Origin of the sequence: Chitinophaga fulva (genome assembly GCF_012927205.1) — a bacterium.
GTDB lineage: Bacteria > Bacteroidota > Bacteroidia > Chitinophagales > Chitinophagaceae > Chitinophaga > Chitinophaga fulva.
In genome coordinates, this window is sequence record NZ_JABBGC010000001.1 from 3653295 (window position 1) to 3671054 (window position 17760).

Below are 17760 nucleotides of genomic sequence, written 5' to 3' on the forward strand. Positions count from 1 at the left end.
CCATGAGAAAACTTTTTTATAGCATCATCGGTTGCACTTTTTTCCTGACAGGCATGTCAGGGTGTAATAAATTCCTGGACAGGGCGCCGCTCAGCGCGCCGGCCACCGGTACTTTTTTGAACAACGAAAATGAGATCAACGTATCCCTGACAGCCGTATATGGTTCCATCAAATGGGAATTCGGGCTGGTGCCTTACCAGTCGGGCACCGATGGCTGGACAGACCTCGCCATCCTGCGTGCCAACGAATTGGGTGAAGGTACTTTCGATACGTACAATGGTCATCCGGCGGCTATCTGGTCATTTGCCTATACTACCATTCAGCGGGCCAATACGATGCTCGATGGTATGGTGAAAGCCAAGCCCAGTGTAGCTCCGGCCACTTACAGCCGCATGGAGGCAGAGGCGCGTGTGTTGCGTGCGTGGGCCTATTTTTACCTTACCGCTATGTTTGGTGATGCACCATTGATCACCAAACCCTTGCAGCCTAATGAATTTTACAATCAGAAACGCGCGCCCAAACAGGATGTGGTGAAGTTCATCTATACTGAATTAGATGAGGCGTCCCAGTCGCTCGACTGGATGCCCACTGTAAGAGGAAGAGTAAGCAAGTCTGTGGCCCTCGGCCTGAAAGCCCGTACGGCATTGTATAACAAAGACTACGCTGTTGCCGCCGATGCAGCCAAACAGGTAATAGACAAATCCGGTTTATCGCTTAATCCGCGTTACCAGGACCTGTTTACCCGCAGCGGCCAGAAGCCTAATGCCGGTAATGAGATCATGCTGGAAATCCTGTATACCGATGCCCTCGCGGGTTCTATCACCTACCTGCCGCTGGGCAATACTTCCCGCGCCGCAGGCGGTCAGTCGGGCCGTTTCCCGAACCAGCGCCTGGTTGACCAGTTTGAATGTACCGATGGTAAAAGGATTGATGAATCTCCCTTATATGACCCGCAACAGCCCTCCAAAAACAGGGACCTGCGCCTGAAATATACAGTGGCACTGCCGGGAGATACGCTTACCATGAACAACACCACGTTTGTGTATGACATCTATAAATCGTCTACCTCTTTTAAAAATGCTGATGGCAGCTGGTCAGTGAAAGGCAACGCTGATTATGACAATGCTTTCGGTCCGGCTAAAAGTGGGGTCGGTTATCTGTGGACGAAATACACCATGACCGATGAAAATGTGTTCCTTGCCAAAGTGAGCTTTATCCTGATGCGTTATGCAGAAGTACTGCTGACCTATGCCGAAGCCAAAATAGAGCAGGGGCAACTGGATGCAACTGTTACTGCCGCCATCAACAAAGTAAGGCTACGTGCCGGCCAGCCGCCGGTGCCCGCAGCCATCGAAACAGATCAGAACGAAATGCGGAAACTTATCCGCCGGGAACGTACCGTGGAATTTGCTGTGGAAGGTTTCCGCTGGCTCGATATCCGTCGCTGGGGTATCGCCGACCTGGTGATGCCGGGCAAAGTAGTGGGCATCGCTAAAAGTCCTGCTGCCATGCCGCCAGTGCCCAATTTCAAAAAGACAGCCGCGCATGACCTGAACAGCATCCCTGATTACACCGGACAACTGGATTTGCGTTATACCCGCGAAACCCGCTTCTGGACGCCGAAACTGATGCTGTTGCCCGTACCACAGGCAGAAAGGGACATTAACCCGGGACTGACGCAGAATGAAGGCTGGTAACTGTGATGGACATGATTGTTACTGATTGTCCTGATTCGTGAAGATGGGTGTTTGTTGATGATGTTTTGTTGATCTCTTGTAGAGATTATTAGAAAGATGATGAGGGAGATAGCTCAACAAATATCAAAATATCAAAATAGAAAAATGTCGAAATAATGAAACGGAGGAATTTTTTAGAGATGCTTGCGCTGAGTAGTGGCGCCGTTATCGCACAACCAGCGCTGGGATTGGCACAGGAGAAGAAACCGAAGGAAAGGGCAAAGGGGAAGGGAAATGCCAAACCGGAAACTATTACCGCCGACCTGGTGATTGCCGGTGGCGGACTGGGAGGTGTGTCTGCAGCACTCGCTGCGTTGCATAACCAGCAAACGGTGGTGCTCACAGAAGAGACAGACTGGATCGGTGGTCAGCTTACCCAGCAGGGCGTACCGCCGGATGAGCACCCGTGGATTGAGACCCATGGAGCGCCTGCCCGTTACCGTGAACTGAGAAACCGTATCCGTGAATACTATGTCCGCAATTATCCGCTCACAGCCGATGCCCGGCAACGGACGCACCTGAACCCGGGCGATGGCTCCGTGTCCAGGCTCTGTCACGAGCCCAGAGTGGCATTGGCCGTGATGTTGGACATGCTGACACCTTTTATCAGCAGCGGTAAACTGCTGCTGCTTACAGACACTAAAGTTGTGCGCGCGAATGTATCGGGCAACAAGGTATTGTCGCTCATCGCACAGGACCAGCGCCATCATCGGGAGTTGCTCTTACAGGGCAGCTACTTTGTTGATGCCACCGAAATGGGCGACCTGTTGCCTTTGACCGGCACCGAGTTTGTGACCGGTACAGAATCCAGGCAGGAAACGGGTGAACTGCACGCCCCGGAAAAAGGCAATCCGGAAAACAACCAGGCATTCACTGTTTGTTTTGCTTTAGACTATGTGCCTGGCGGCAACTTCGTCATTGAAAAGCCGGCGGAGTACGAGTTCTGGCGAAACCATGTGCCGGCGCTCACGCCCGCCTGGTCCGGTAAGCAACTGGACCTGCACTATTCTGATCCGCGGACGCTGAAGCCTAAATTGTTGGGCTTCCACCCCGAAGGCATCGCCACCGGCGATGCGCTGAATCTGTGGAACTACCGCCGTATTATCAACAAAGGCAACTTTGAGGCGGGGACCTATAGTGGTGATGTGACCATCGTTAACTGGCCACAGAATGATTATATGCTGGGGAACCTGATTGGCGCCAGCCCGGAGAAATTCCATCATCATGTGGAGCGGGCGAAACAACTCAACTTGTCGCTGATCTACTGGTTACAGACCGAAGCGCCCCGTCCTGATGGCGGCAAGGGATGGCCGGGTATCCGTTTGCGCAAAGACATCATGGGTACTGCCGACGGTATGGCCAAATACCCGTACATCCGGGAAGCGCGGCGTATTAAAGCGGTATTTACTGTCCTGGAAGAGCATGTAGGGGCTGAACAGCGCGCGCAGAAAAGCGGTCAGGCACAAAAAACTACCGCTGCCAGTTTCCACGACAGTGTGGGAGTAGGGTATTATCATATAGACCTGCATCCCAGTTGTGCCGGCGTTAATTACGTCGATTTTGGTTCTTTACCTTACCAGATTCCGCTGGGGGCCTTGTTACCTCAACGGATGGAGAACCTGTTGCCTGCCAATAAAAATATCGGTACCACCCATATCACCAATGGCTGTTACCGTCTTCATCCAACGGAATGGAGCATCGGAGAGGCGGTGGGCAACCTCGTGGCTTTTGCCCGCAGTAAAAACGTGACGCCGCGCCAGGTGCGGGAACAGGCTACATTACTGAAGGAGTTCCAGGATTATATCCGGGCCCGTGGCGTGGAGACGGCATGGCCGTGATATTTGGTTATTTATTTATTTGAGTATTTTGATATTGACCTTTCGTGTGTAAGGCTGCTTCTTGATAAGAGGCAGCCTTGCTTTTTTAAATAGCAGCGCCAACAAAACCCAATATCAAAATATCCAAATACCCAAATGATCAAATTGTTTTATCTTGTTTCCGGAAAGAAAAATCTGGAAGCACTGTGAAAATACACGAGGACAGGATACTTTTTTCGCGGATTGCAAGTGGGGATGAAGCAGCGTTTCGTATACTGTATCATCGTTATAATGCGGTGCTGTCCGTATCTGTACGGAAAATGCTCCGTTCCGAAGAAGCTGCCGCGGAAGTGCTCCAGGAAGTATTCCTGAAAGTATGGCAGCTGCGGCATACGCTGGATAGTATCGACAATCCGGCTGGCTGGATGTACACCATCGCCTCCAATTATTCCCTCTCTGCTCTCAGAAAAATTGCCCGTGAGAAGTACCGGGTAGAAGCCATCACCCATGATGATATAGAAGATAATGAAGATGTGACTGCCGGATTCCGGGTCAAGGAATTACAGTTGCATATACGGAATGCCATTGATCAATTGCCGGCTTCGCGCCGCGAGGTGTTCATCCTGAACACGCAGGAGGGCAAGTCCCGCCGGGAGATTGCCGAAGCGCTGGCTATTTCCGAGCATACCGTCAAAAACCAGCTTGTCACCGCCCGGAAGTTTATCCGGGAATATCTGGAAAAACATACCGGTGACTGTCTCCCCGTCTTCCTGATAGGGGTGTTGTTAAGAATTTTTTAATTTTTTTTCGAACGGCGTAGTACACCTTGATTTTTTGAGCGTCTGATTACGTAAAAGCGGGAGCCTACAGTGGAAGCAAAAGAGTATTACAGGTTTTTGTTGCAGCGGTATTGCGCTGGCATTGCCACACCGGCAGAGGAGGAGGAGTTGTTTGCCGAACTGGGGAAGCAGTCTGATGATGCGGAATGGGTGGCTATGCTTGATGAGCTGCATGCCTATACCGAAGCAGACCCGCAATACAATCCGGCGGAATATGAGCCGGTGTTGCAAAGTATTTTGCAGCAGGGGAGTACAGGCCGTGTCCGTCCAATACGCCGCATGCGCCGCTGGGTGGCAGCTGCAGCCGCAGCATTGTTGCTCACTGCTGCCGGCAGTTACTGGCTCCTGCATACGCGAAACTCATCGCCGGCAACGCCGGTGGTCGTGGCTGCTGATGTGCAGCCGGGTAAAAACGGGGCCGTGCTCACGCTGGCGAATGGTCAGCAGGTGGTGCTGGACAACCGCGATGATGGCCTGATCACCAGTGCACAGGGTACACAGGTGGTATTAAAAAACGGACAGGTGGAATATCAGCCATCCGGTACCGGCGCCCCTGTGAACAATACACTACATACCCCCAGGGGGCGCAAGTTCAGAATGCAGTTGCCCGACGGAACGCTGGTATGGCTCAATGCCGCCAGTGCCCTCACTTTCCCCACGGCCTTCACCGGTACGGAAAGAAAAGTGGAACTTACCGGCGAAGCCTATTTTGAAGTGACGAAAGGGAAAACGCCATTTGTAGTGGCGCTGAGCAATAAAACATCCATCACCGTGCTGGGAACACATTTTAATGTCAGCGCCTATACCGATGACCCGGGTATCAGCACCACGCTGCTGCAAGGGGCTGTCCGTGTGAATGTGCCGGCACATCCCAGTGTGCTGAAGCCTGGCCAGCAATTGTTGTTTGACAAAGGAGCAGGCACGGTGGCGCTGAATAACCACGTCGATACCGCCGCTGTAATGGCCTGGAAAAATGGCGTGCTGAATTTTCAGGATAAAAAATTAACCACGGTTGTCGCGATGATAGCGCGTTGGTATGATATAGATGTAACTTATGCCTCCACACCGCCTGACATTGCTTTTGTAGGCGAGATAGGCAGTGATGTGAATCTTTCGAGTGTATTAACTTTTTTAAAGGAATCCGGAGTCGCATTCCGGTTGGAGAACAGAACATTGATCATAGGGAAACAGTAAACAATCGAATCTAAATCTAAATCAACCAGTAATCGTGCCCGCTGGCGGGCCGTTATGGAAAAAACAGTGAACAACAATTTCAAATATCAATCTGATGTCTGCCTGTAATAGAAAACCGAAAGTGCTTCGACCCACTTCCGGCTGGATGGTTACAGTCATGCAAAAACGTTGAGTGTTCCAGAACACCATTTTTTACAAGCCAAACCGCTGCAAAGTTATGCAAAAAACTGCTCTTTGCAACCAGGCGTGCTATGCCCCTGTGCCAACAGGAAGCCGTGTCCGTCAAGGGTTGCCAACCAAAATGCTGTTAGTCATGAAGCTGACTTTTTTCTTTCTTACCGCTGTGATGTTGCAAGCCAGTGCTGCCGGATATGCCCAGCTGATCACCTGGTCCGGCCGGAATGTGCCAGTGGAAAAGATCTTCGGTGTCATCCGGCAACAATCCGGGTATACCATCGTTGCCAGCAGGGATGTGCTGCAGAAAGCACGCCCGGTGACCATCTCGGCGGAGAATATGCCGGTAACGGAATTCCTTGACCTGGTATTAAGGGATCAACCGCTGAAGTATGTGATCGAAAACAAATCCATCTTTATTTCTCCTAAAACAACCAACCACGCTGCCCCGTCCATCACCATGGAGGCGGCAGCACCGCTGGACATCAAAGGCAGGGTTATCGACGAAAGCGGTAACCCCCTGCCCGGCGTATCGGTGAGGGTGAAAGGTACCGCACAGGGTATCTCCACCGGCACCGACGGCGGGTTCGCGCTGCGCGTGCCCGCAGATGGCCCGGTGGTACTACAGTTCACCTACCTGGGCATGGTGCCACAGGAAGTGACCGTTTCAGCCAGCAGCTCCCTCAACATGATCATCACCATGAAAATGGCGGTGGAACAGCAGAATGAAGTGGTGGTAGTAGGATATGGCACCAAAAAAAGAAGTGATGTCACCGGTTCTATTTCTTCCGTACCTACCGAACGTCTTAAAAATCTGCCTGTGACCAACGTACTGCAGGCAGTACAGGGCTCTGCCGCTGGTATCAACATCGTGAACAATACCAGCAAACCGGGCAGCTCTCCTGCATTTTATCTCCGTGGCATGAAATCCATCAACGCCAGCAATGCACCACTGATTGTACTGGACGGCGTGCCTTTCGGCGGTACCTACAATGACATCAACCCCAATGATATCGCTGCCATCGATGTGCTGAAAGATGTTTCCGCTACGGCTATCTACGGTGCCCGTGGCGCTAACGGCGTGATCATGATCACTACCAAAAGAGGAAAGTCCGGTAAACCGGTGATCTCCTACAACGCTTATGCCGGCCCGGAATTTCAATCGAATGTAATGAAGAACATGAACGGGGAACAATACCGTACCAAGAACCATTGGTACAATATTCAGGCTGGCCGCCCTACGGCGCCCGACCTGCCTTACCTCTCCGAACAAACGAATTACGCCAACGGCGTACCGGAAGTGAACTGGCAGAAGGAAATCGGCCAGCAGGGTTACATCCAAAGCCATGAGCTGAGCCTCTCCGGTGGGACCGACAACGTAAAATACTATGTGTCCGGCACCTACCTCAAACAGGATGGTACCATTAAGGGGTTCCAGTTCAACCGTAGCAGCATCCGCGCCAATATAGACGCGAACGTTACTTCCTGGCTGAAAACAGGGCTGAACATGTTCCTCGTCAACAACAACAGCGACGGCGGTAAAGCCACCCTCTTCGATGCTAACTCTCTCAGCCCTTACGGTACGCTCTACAACGCGAAAGGCGATTATGAAGTGTATCCCATCGCGCCACAGACATTGTACCAAAGCCCGCTCGTGAACACCTACAACCCTGGCCTGAACCGCAACAAAAACATGTCCGCCAGCGGATATGCAGAAGTGGCGCCTGGTTTTGTGAAAGGCCTTAAATACCGCGTCAACGGCTCTTATGGCTACAGGCCCACGCGCACTGCCGATTACTTCGGCCGCAAAGCCGGCGACCAGTTGGGCTCTGCTGAGGTATACAATGAAGAAACCAAACAATGGATCGTAGAAAACCTGTTGACCTACGCGACCAATTTCAATAAACATGGTCTGGACTTCACCGCTCTGTACAGTGCGCAGCGCGATGAGCTGTTCTCCACCAGGCTCAAGGCCAATTCCTTCATCAACGATAATCTCGACTTCAACAACCTCACCGCCGGCCAGGTACAGAAAACAGAGTCGCGTTATACCAGCAGCAGCCTGTTGTCACAGATGTTCCGTGCTAACTACACTTACGACAGCCGTTACCTGGTGACAGCCACTATCCGCCGCGATGGTTTCTCCGGCTTCGGTCAGAATAATAAATACGGTGTGTTCCCCTCTGTAGCAGTAGGCTGGAATGTGCACAACGAAAAATTTATGGCCGCCACCGCACCGGTGATCTCGCAGCTGAAACTGCGTGCCTCTTATGGTAAATCCGGTAACCAGGCCATCGGCGCCTATCAGACGCTGACAAGGCTGAACACCGCCCAATATATTTACGACGGCATCACCACCATCGGCGTTGTTCCCGATGTTCTCGGTAATCCCAACCTCAAATGGGAAACTACCAAAGGCCTCAACGTAGGTATCGACTTCGCCCTCTGGAACAACCGCTTAAGCGGTACCATCGAAGCTTACAGCACCAACACCTACGATCTGTTGCTCAGCCGGAAAATACCAGCTATCAGCGGCTACACTTCCGTGTTCGACAACATCGGTAAAACAGCCAATAAAGGACTTGAAATATTACTCAACAGCCGTAACATACAGTCGGATAATTTCACCTGGCAAACATCTTTCAATATCTCTTTCAACAAAAACAAAGTGGTATCACTTTATGGAGATAACAAAGATGACATCACCAACAACCTGTTTATCGGTAAACCACTGTTAGGCATATACGATTATACCATGGTGGGTATCTGGCAGGAAGGAGAGGACATGAAAATAGACCCGGGCGCAAAACCAGGTTACATCAAGTTCCTGGACCGCGATGGCAACGGTAAAATCGACGCGGCTGACCGCTCTTACCTGGGCACACAATTGCCTAAATACATTGCCGGCCTCACGAACACATTTACCTATAAAAATTTGTCACTGAATATCTTTATCCAGGATGTACATGGACTGTTACGTCCAAACAGCTTCCTGGACAACCGCGACCAGGGCGGCACCGTGAACCTGCCTGCCGAAATTCCTTACTGGACTTCAGAAAATAAAATCAATACCAACCCGTCGCTGGTATATACCAATCCAAGAGGATATAAATATGCACAGGACCCTTCCTTTATCCGTATCAAAGACGTAACGCTGAGCTACACCTTCGATAAAAAAATGCTGGAGCGTTCTAAAATCGGTAACCTGATGATGTATGTAAGCGGCCGGAATCTGGGCACTTTCACCAAATGGAACGGCTGGGACCCTGAAACAGCGCCTTCCGGCCAGGTTTCCAATGCCACCAAGCTGAATAACGGCCAGGGAGGCGGACAACAAAGTTCCGACTTCTATCCGCTGTCAGCCACCATCGTGTTTGGCGTTAACATCAGTCTGTAATTTTAAACATGTAAGACCATGAAGAAATCATCTTATATATACGGTATCTTGCTGGCAGGCCTGGTTATCACCGGCGGCACATCCTGCAGCAAACATTTCCTCGATGAAGAACTGAAATCCCAATATGCACCGGACAACACGCTGGTGGATGAACTGGGCTTTGAAGCCGCCAGCACCGGTATGCAAAGCATCGTCCGTAATGACTACGGCAATATACAAGGGTTGCTGGCTACTTTTTATGTAGGCACAGACATGGCCATTACCGGCCAGCCTAATACGGTGCAGGCGCCCTACGAAGATTACCGCAACCTCAACTCGCAGACCGGCTCTTTGTCTAACATCTGGAACTGGAACTACCGCGTGATCAATGCGGCGAATAATATCATTGTCAGCGCTGATAACCCGAAAGCCACGCTCACGCCACAGCAGCGCGCTTTCTATAAAGCGGAGGCCGGCTTCTTCCGGGCATATGCCTACAACCAGCTGTCTATCCTCTTCGGCGGCGTGCCCATCGTCAAAGAACCGGTGACCGTGCCACGTACGGATTATACCCGTGCGTCCGAAGCAGCGGTGATAGATTTCATCATCAGCGACCTCACTTTCGCGGAAGCCAATCTGCCTGACCCGGCTAACGTGAAGAAACAGGGCCGTATCAATAAATTCGCTGCCTCCCAGCTGCTGGCAGAAGCACTGCTGCGCGCCAACAAACCCGCTGATGCGGAAGCTGCTGCCAAACGCGTGATCGACAGCAAATTCTTTACCCTCATCACCGCCCGCTACGGTACAAAAGCATCCCTGCCCGGTGATCCCTTCGCGGATATGTTTACCTATGGCAACATGCGCCGCAGCCAGGGCAATACGGAGGCGATCTGGGTAATAGAACAACAGTACAACATCCCCGGCGGTGGCAGCACCGAATTTGATCAGCGTCGCCGCGAATGGGGACCCTTCTATGTAAACGTGCAGGGCATGAAAGTATGTGACTCCCTCGGCGGCCGTGGTATCGGCAGGATCAGGCCTACCAACTGGTGGACATACGAACTGTATGAGAAAACCGATATGCGTAATTCTCCTTACAATGTCCGTCGTACTTATTATTACAACGATCCGGCTTTTGCCAAATACGGTCAACAGGTGTTCCCTACCGGTTTTGATACCATTCAGAACATGTACGCACATACGACGAAATGGTATGAATTCCAGCCACAGGATATACAGGGCGCACAGTCTTATAAAGACCGCATACAAATGCGCCTTGGCGAAACTTACCTGTTGTTAGCGGAAGCGCAACTGTTACAGGGCCGCAACGCTGACGCCGCGGCCAGTATCAACGTTGTCCGTGGTCGTGCCAAGGCGACACCGGTACAGCCTACAGAAGTAACCATGGACTACCTGCTCGATGAAAGAGCCCGTGAACTGACAGCAGAAGAGTTGAGAAGGCTCACTCTGATACGTACTAAAAAACTGGTGGAACGCGTACGTAAATACAATCCGAAAGTGGCGCCTACTATCGCTGATTTTAACATACACCTGCCCATCCCGCAGTCAGAGATTGATGTGAACAAAGATGCGGTGCTGACGCAGAACGACGGTTATCAGAAATAATTTTTATGAAGAAATTTTCACTGGCCGGTATGCTGTGTGTATCCCTGTTTTTACGGGGATACGCACAGGAAGGCCGCAACGTACTGCCTTTCAACGACGGCTGGTCTTTCCGTAAAGGCGCGCTGTCCACTGACAAAAATCAACCGGACACCGGTTGGATGAATGTAACGGTACCGCATACCTGGAATAATAAGGATATGCAGGAAGGCAAAAACTTCTATGCCGGCGAAGCCTGCTACCGCAAAGTGTTTACGGTAAGCCCGCAATGGAAAGGCAAGCGTTTGTTCCTGCGTTTTGAAGGCGTGGGATCTGTTGCCAGCCTGTATGTCAACAACCGGCTGATAGGGGAGCATAAAGGTTCCTATTCCGCATTCTGTTATGAGATCACGCACTCGGTGAAATACGGCGAAGAGAACACTTTTGTGGTGAAAGCCAATAACAGCGCCCGGGAAGATGTATTGCCCATCAATCATTTCCTGTTTGGCATCTTCGGCGGCATCTACCGGCCGGTAAGCCTCATCGTTACCAACGATATCAATATCACCACCACAGATTATGCGTCGCCGGGTATCTATATCCGTCAGGGTGATGTGAGCGCACAAAGGGCGGCGATCAACGTGACAGCCAAGATCGAAAACAAACAGTTGCATCATAAAGACATTACGGTGCAGACAGTGATCAAAGACCGTCAGGGTAAACAGGTGGCCGTCAACAGTAAAAAAGTAAATGTCAGTCCGCAGGGTATTAATATCATCCGGCAGGACCTGCTGGTGAACCAGCCGCATTTATGGAACGGCCAAAAAGATCCTTACCTGTACTCGCTCACTACTACGGTGATAGCCGATGGTAAAACGCTGGACGCCGTAACACAACCGCTGGGCATCCGTCGTTTTGAGGTAGTGCCGGGCAAAGGTTTTTTCCTGAACGGCCAGTCTTACGTGATGCATGGCGTTACCCGTCATCAGGAATGGCAGGACTATGGCAATGCGCTTTCCAACGCACAGCACAAAGCAGACCTCGACCTGATCAAGGAAATAGGCGCTACCGCTATCCGTTTTGCGCATTATCAGCAGGCAGAATACCTGTATTCTCAGTGTGATAGCATGGGGTTTGTAATATGGGCGGAAATACCTTTCGTTAATAATTCTTCCGGTAAGGAAGGTGATAACGCCAAACAACAGCTGACAGAACTGATCCGGCAGAACTTCAACCATCCGGCCATCTATGTATGGGGACTGCATAACGAAGTATATGCCAAAACGCCTGATGAACATGTGGCCGTGCTCACACGTCAGTTGAATGACCTGGCCAAAACAGAAGATCCTGACCGCTACACGACCGCAGTCAGTGGTTATGGTGAAATGGACCGGCCAGCCAATCTCGCGGCCGATATACAAGGTATGAACCGCTACTACGGCTGGTACGAAGGGAAGATAGAAGACATTGAAGGCTGGGTGAAAGGACTGGAACAAAAGTATCCGGACTATAAACTGATGCTCACAGAATATGGTGCCGATGGTAATATCAATCAACATACAGACACACTGTCCACCAACTTTAACCCGGTAAATGGGCAGTTCTTTCCTGAGACTTATCAGACGGCCACACACGTAAAACAATGGGCCGTCATTGAACAGCATCCTTATATTGCCGCTTCCTATTTGTGGAACACGTTTGAGTTTGCCGTGCCCATGTGGAACAGGGGAGGGGTGAATGCCCGTAACCTGAAGGGGTTGATCACGTACGACCGTAAACAGAAAAAAGATGCTTTCTTCTGGTACAAAGCCAACTGGAACCCGGAGCCGATGATCTATATTGCGGAGCGCCGCAATAATATCCGCAAGCAGGCGAAGGTGCAGGTGGAAGTGTTCAGCAATATGGAGAAGGTGTCCCTTTCCGTGAATAACGGTAAACCGTTGACCGGCAAGCAGGGAGCTAATAAGAGAGATGTTCTTTTTGAGAACGTTATCCTGCAACCCGGTGCTAATACCATCATTGCCACCGGTGTTCAGAACGGGAAGATATTGACAGACACGATCACCTGGCAACTACAGGTATCGGAATAAAATATGATCATCATGATGAATAAAATAATTACCGGCATACTGACCGCGGCCTGTTGCACTTTCATGATGCAGGCCACTGCACAGGAGCAGCAGCTGAAGAAAGATACCATCGCATTAATACATGGCGCGCACCGGATGGGTAACCGCACCGATGCTGATATGGCCCGCTGGCGGTCACTCCGCTTCGGACAGTTCATTCACTGGGGACTGTATGCCATCCCCGGAGGAGAATGGAATGGTAAGACTTACAATGGCGCCGCCGAATGGATCCGCTCGTGGAAAGAGATGCCGCATGAAGATTATGATAAATTGTACCGTCAGTTCAACCCGGTGAATTTTAATCCACAGCAATGGGCGGCACAGGCCAAAAGCATGGGCGCCAAATACATGATCATCACCACCAAACACCATGATGGGTTTTGTTTGTGGCCAAGCAAGTATTCAAAATATACCATCGCTTCTTCCCCATGGAAGAAGGATTTGCTGGGACCGATGATCGAGGCTTACAATAAAGCAGGCATTGATGTGCACCTGTATTTTTCCATCATCGACTGGAACCATCCGGACTATCGCGCATCGCTGAAGAATGCCGCCGATTCCGCCGCCGGTAAGCGTTTTCAGGTGTTTGTCAAAAATCAGTTGGCAGAACTGTTACAGCGTTATCCCACTATTAAAGGTTTCTGGTTTGATGGTACCTGGGACGATTCCTGGAAAAACGATGGTGCTTTCAGTGATGAACTGGAACAGTACCTGCAGTCGCTGCATCCCGGGCTGGTGATGGGCAGTCGTTTACGCGCAGATGAAAAAGGCGCCCGCCACTTTGACTCCAACGGCCGCCTGATGGGCGACTATGAGCAGGGCTGGGAGAGGAAACTGCCGGCAACAATAGATGATGTGCATGGCAACGACTGGGAAGCGGTGATGACCGTGCCGGAAAACCAATGGGGCTACCACGCCAAATGGGCCGGGCACGTCAAAACGGTCAATGAGATATTGGAGATGCTGGTGAAGAGTGTATCGCTTAATGGCAACTTTGTGCTCAATTTCGGCCCTAAAGCAGATGGCACCTACCGTACCGAAGAGCAACAACTGATGACCGGTATCGGGCAGTGGATGAAGGTGAATGGAGATGCTATTTACAACGGTACTTACGCCGGTTTTGAAAAACAGGACTGGGGATATTATATCCGTAAAGCAGGAACAGACAGCGTGTACATGGTTGTATTTAATATACCCGTCTCCGGTAGTCTGCGGGTGAAGCTGCCAGCGCGTACTTCACTGACCGGCGCGTCTGTGCTGCAAAGCAATGCTACCCTCACACCGGAGCTGATTGGTCGTAATGAATACTTCATTCATCTGCCAAACAAAACAACAGATTCCCCGGTGGTCATCTTGTTAAAAACAGTTACCGGAGAGAACAAAGAGAAAGGCAGTTTTGAAAAAGCAAAAACGTAGATATTTAGGGATTTTTTGATTTGCGATTTTTTGATTTCGCGAGATGATAAACGCGAATAAAAATTGATTAAAAAGAAGACCGAAGCGAATTTCGCTTCGGTCTTCTTTTTAATCAGACTATGAAATTGAAAAATCGTAAATTAAAAAATTCCTAAATATCATTAGGGCCTGGTGTAACCGTAATCGTTACTTTGTGTCCGCCGCGGAGCACATCCAGTGGCACTTTACGGCCGATTTGTTTTTCAGTAAGCAGCTGGTGCATATCGTCGACGGTGGCTACGGGGATGTTATCGAAGGCCACGATGATGTCGCCGGTGTGTAACTGGCTGTTATCGTAGTTGCCGTCCGGGACCGTTTCAATGATGTAGATGCCGCTTTGTATCGTGAGCTTATTGGCTGCAATCATGCGGGCGGTGAGTTTCACCGGTTGGGCGGCGATGCCGAGCAGGGCACGTCTTACTCTTCCGTGGAGGATGAGCTGACCGGCTATCTGGGCAGCCAGGTTGGACGAGATGGCGAAGCATAATCCTTGTGCCGCCGGAATCATGGCGGTGTTGACACCGATGATCTGACCGAGGGAGTTGACCAGTGGTCCGCCGCTGTTGCCCGGATTGAGTGCGGCATCTGTCTGGATGACGTTATCAATCAGCCTGCCGTTGCTGGCGCGGAGCGTGCGGCCCAATGCACTGACCACGCCGGCTGTAACGGTGTATTGCAGGCCCATGGGGTTACCGATGGCGATAGCGATCTGGCCTACCTGTAAGGCAGCTGAATCCGCGAAAGACAAAGCTTTCAGCCCGGTTTCATCGATTTTGAGCACAGCAATATCAGTAGAAGGGTCGGCGCCCTTTATTTCTGCGTTGACTTTTCTGCCGTCAACAAAAGAAACGCGGATGCTTTCTGCCTTTTCTATCACGTGATTATTAGTGATGATAAAGCCGTCAGAAGAAATGATGAAGCCCGATCCCGAGCCGCCCTGCATTTTTCTTTCCGGATTGCGTCTGTCGTTGACAGGACGTTGTACTTCAATGTGTACAACGGATTCGGCGACCGTGCCTACCACACCGGTAACCGTTTGAGAATATGCATCCAGTAAACCGGCATCGTTTACCGGATGATGTGCTAAGAAGGTGAGTGCATTTTCCATAATGGAACAGGCGCTCAAATATTTATCCAGAATGAATTTCCGCCTTTTTGGCAAAGCATGGCCGACCTTACTGCCAAAATAGGCAGGAGTACTGTCAACTTTACTGCTGACCGTTCTGTGAATAGAGGATCCAGTCGAAGCCGTATTTGTCTTTCAGCGCCGCGATCTTGCCTGCGAAAAAATCATGCACCGGCCTGGTCCGTTCTCCGCCGGCAGACAACTTTTCAAAAGCTTCCACCAGTTCCTCGCTTGTGTCGCAGGTGAGACTGATGCAGATATTGTTGCCCGAAGGATTTTCGCCCATATCGGAGGCGAGCAACAGCAGCGGCCCCTTGGTGATGCTGCCATGCAGCACGAGCTCCTGTTTATGGGCCGGCCAGTCCTTGGCCATAGGAGAATCCTTTACAGTTTGTAAAAACAAATCACCGCCCAGGCAGGATTGGTAAAACTTCATGGCTTCGGCACATTTGCCGTCAAAATTGAGGTACACGTTGATCTGTGACATACAATGGTTTTTTACAAAACTACTGCATGCGGCAGGATTGCGCCGGGGGGCGTTGCGACAATTTTAGGGGACATTACGACGGGGGCGGGGCTTCGGCTGTGGCGGAATGATGATCGCTAATTCCCAATCCCAGGGCTGAAGCCCTGGGCTACGATGTTGTTCAGGCTGTTTATCAGGAACAGCTTTCTTGTTACCTGCGAAATATAACGTAGTTGCAGGCTTTGGCACAGGGATTATAGATTGATCATCGTCGTGTAATATAACACATCCGTCTTATTTGGATTAACGCCTCTCAACGCCTGAATAACATCGTAGCCCAGGGCTTCAGCCCTGGGATTTAATAATGATGCCCCATTTTGTATTTTACGGCATCTCTATGGACGCTACAAAAGGCGCTTTTCGTATATACGTCCCATCCTCCAGCTGACTCGCCAGAAAAACGGCCAGGTCGCCCGCGCTGATGCTGGGAGCGGGGCAGTCCTGCAAGGACACTTTGAAGAGGCCGGCCCCGGAAGCCTGCTCCAGCAGTGGTATACGGACGAGCGTCCAGTCGGCCTCACTGCTGGTCAGCAATGTATATTCCTGTTGTTTGTCAGCGATGGTGTCGGGATATTGCTGCCGCATAAAGGCAGAAGCCTGCCTGCACCATTCGCTTTTATCATCTCCCGGAATATCTATACTCAAGCCGGTAACCACGATGTAACGTTTAAGATGGCATGTTGCCATTACGGTCAGTATATTCCCGGTGGCGCGGCTGAAATTGGGCGGTAAGGCGCTGCCTTGTGTGCTGATAACGGCGTCGCTGCCTTGTAGCCATGCTGCCACGGCAGCAGGGTCCAGCACATCGCCCCGGATGATGGATACGGCCGGTGATGGGGCAAGCAGCGATGGTTGTTGAGCGTAAAGTTTGTCCGGATGGCGGATGAGCAGCCTGAGTGTATATCCTTCGGATAAGAGATGCCTGATCAGGTATTGACCAGCTTTTCCAGTGCCGCCTACGACGGCTATTGTTTTCTTCATAAACTTGTTTTACAGGAAATAAAAACCATATACAAGACAACCTGAAAAGTGTCTTGTGTCTATAACCGGCTATGGGAGCGGTTATGCAGTAACGGTATTATTTTATGCAACAAGTTTGATGTTTTAAATATAGCCAAATCCGGGAAAAAATATATCTTCCGTTTATGGCTGTCTCGATTTATTATTCCGTTTTTGACACACCATTGCCAGAGCATCGATTTGAACGATTGTTAGCTGTATTGCCGGAACAGGCACGGCGGAAGGTGTTACGATTTTATCGCTGGGAGGATGCGCACGCCTCCCTTTTAGGCAAACATTTACTGTTGCATGCATTTGCGCAAATGGGCCGGCAGCAGGACCTGGAGGCGGTGTTGTATACACCGGCGGGCCGTCCGTACTGGATGGGCGGACCGGACTTCAATATTTCCCATTCCGGCAATATGGTGGTGTGTGCAGTGGATACCAGCGGCAGGGTAGGCATCGATATAGAGCAAAACGGGGGGATCGACTTCAGGGATTTCAGGGAACAGTTTACAGAAAACGAGTGGCAGCAGGTGGTTACTGCCCCTGACCCGGTGTGGCAATTCTATCAGTATTGGACCATGAAGGAAGCGGTGGCTAAAGCTAATGGGGTAGGTATTGTGGACCTGCCGGCAGTGCATATTCTTTCCAATAGCGCCGTGGAGTTGCAGGGCTTCACCTGGACGCTCACGCCACTGACCCTGCAGGACACCTATGCCGGACATCTGGCAACAGAAACAACCCCTGCGTTTATTTCCGTTGAAAAAATTACTTTCTGAATATA

General features: G+C 50.8%; 12 protein-coding genes. 9 read left to right on the top strand and 3 right to left on the bottom strand.

Annotated features, from left to right (window positions below):
* The first annotated feature begins 2 nt into the window (after positions 1-2).
* The 8 genes from HHL17_RS14785 (at position 3) to HHL17_RS14820 (ending at position 14283) form a co-directional block, all read left to right on the top strand.
* Positions 3-1697: a RagB/SusD family nutrient uptake outer membrane protein gene (locus tag HHL17_RS14785; protein ID WP_169225465.1), complete on the top strand. Its 1695-nt coding sequence runs from the start codon at positions 3-5 to the stop codon at positions 1695-1697.
* Between the two features lie 155 nt (positions 1698-1852).
* Positions 1853-3574: an FAD-dependent oxidoreductase gene (locus HHL17_RS14790; protein ID WP_169225466.1), complete on the top strand. Its 1722-nt coding sequence runs from the start codon at positions 1853-1855 to the stop codon at positions 3572-3574.
* Between the two features lie 185 nt (positions 3575-3759).
* Positions 3760-4353, top strand: a complete 594-nt coding sequence (locus HHL17_RS14795; RefSeq protein WP_169225467.1) for an RNA polymerase sigma factor — start codon at positions 3760-3762, stop codon at positions 4351-4353.
* Positions 4354-4422: 69 nt separating this feature from the next.
* A complete protein-coding gene (locus HHL17_RS33575) occupies positions 4423-5586 on the top strand; it encodes a FecR family protein (RefSeq protein ID WP_169225468.1) in 1164 nt (387 codons plus the stop codon).
* 313 nt (positions 5587-5899) lie between these two features.
* Complete coding sequence (locus HHL17_RS14805; protein WP_169225469.1) at positions 5900-9157, top strand: TonB-dependent receptor; 3258 nt, start codon at positions 5900-5902, stop codon at positions 9155-9157.
* Between the two features lie 18 nt (positions 9158-9175).
* Positions 9176-10762 carry a RagB/SusD family nutrient uptake outer membrane protein gene (locus tag HHL17_RS14810; RefSeq protein ID WP_169225470.1) on the top strand — a complete coding sequence of 529 codons (1587 nt, stop codon included), beginning with the start codon at positions 9176-9178 and terminating at the stop codon, positions 10760-10762.
* Between the two features lie 5 nt (positions 10763-10767).
* Complete coding sequence (locus HHL17_RS14815; RefSeq protein WP_240975299.1) at positions 10768-12828, top strand: glycoside hydrolase family 2 protein; 2061 nt, start codon at positions 10768-10770, stop codon at positions 12826-12828.
* A 12-nt stretch (positions 12829-12840) separates the two neighbouring features.
* Positions 12841-14283 (top strand): alpha-L-fucosidase, encoded by a 1443-nt coding sequence (locus HHL17_RS14820; RefSeq protein ID WP_169225471.1) that lies wholly within the window; start codon positions 12841-12843, stop codon positions 14281-14283.
* A 151-nt stretch (positions 14284-14434) separates the two neighbouring features.
* On the opposite strand, the gene HHL17_RS14825 is transcribed toward HHL17_RS14820, so the two are convergent.
* The 3 genes from HHL17_RS14825 to HHL17_RS14835 form a co-directional block, all read right to left on the bottom strand.
* Entirely contained in the window at positions 14435-15430 is a 996-nt protein-coding gene (locus HHL17_RS14825) for a S1C family serine protease (protein ID WP_169225996.1), read from the bottom strand.
* Positions 15431-15530: 100 nt separating this feature from the next.
* On the bottom strand, positions 15531-15935 hold the full coding sequence (locus HHL17_RS14830) for a VOC family protein (RefSeq protein ID WP_169225472.1): 405 nt from the start codon (positions 15933-15935) through the stop codon (positions 15531-15533).
* A gap of 363 nt (positions 15936-16298) precedes the next feature.
* Positions 16299-16955, bottom strand: a complete 657-nt coding sequence (locus tag HHL17_RS14835) for an NAD(P)-dependent oxidoreductase (protein WP_169225473.1) — start codon at positions 16953-16955, stop codon at positions 16299-16301.
* A 164-nt stretch (positions 16956-17119) separates the two neighbouring features.
* On the opposite strand from HHL17_RS14835, the gene HHL17_RS14840 reads away from it, so the two are divergent.
* Complete coding sequence (locus HHL17_RS14840) at positions 17120-17755, top strand: 4'-phosphopantetheinyl transferase family protein (protein WP_169225474.1); 636 nt, start codon at positions 17120-17122, stop codon at positions 17753-17755.
* Positions 17756-17760: the final 5 nt, after the last annotated feature.

What these genes read in the sequence shown, in the direction of transcription:
- HHL17_RS14840 (WP_169225474.1), top strand. Translation starts at nt 17,120, where the DNA reads ATGGCTGTCTCGATTTATTATTCCGTTTTTGACACACCATTGCCAGAG.
- HHL17_RS14830 (WP_169225472.1), bottom strand. Translation starts at nt 15,935, where the DNA reads ATGTCACAGATCAACGTGTACCTCAATTTTGACGGCAAATGTGCCGAA.
- HHL17_RS14825 (WP_169225996.1), bottom strand. Translation starts at nt 15,430, where the DNA reads ATGGAAAATGCACTCACCTTCTTAGCACATCATCCGGTAAACGATGCC.
- HHL17_RS14805 (WP_169225469.1), top strand. Translation starts at nt 5,900, where the DNA reads ATGAAGCTGACTTTTTTCTTTCTTACCGCTGTGATGTTGCAAGCCAGT.
- HHL17_RS14820 (WP_169225471.1), top strand. Translation starts at nt 12,841, where the DNA reads ATGATGAATAAAATAATTACCGGCATACTGACCGCGGCCTGTTGCACT.
- HHL17_RS14790 (WP_169225466.1), top strand. Translation starts at nt 1,853, where the DNA reads ATGAAACGGAGGAATTTTTTAGAGATGCTTGCGCTGAGTAGTGGCGCC.
- HHL17_RS14835 (WP_169225473.1), bottom strand. Translation starts at nt 16,955, where the DNA reads ATGAAGAAAACAATAGCCGTCGTAGGCGGCACTGGAAAAGCTGGTCAA.
- HHL17_RS14815 (WP_240975299.1), top strand. Translation starts at nt 10,768, where the DNA reads ATGAAGAAATTTTCACTGGCCGGTATGCTGTGTGTATCCCTGTTTTTA.
- HHL17_RS14785 (WP_169225465.1), top strand. Translation starts at nt 3, where the DNA reads ATGAGAAAACTTTTTTATAGCATCATCGGTTGCACTTTTTTCCTGACA.
- HHL17_RS14810 (WP_169225470.1), top strand. Translation starts at nt 9,176, where the DNA reads ATGAAGAAATCATCTTATATATACGGTATCTTGCTGGCAGGCCTGGTT.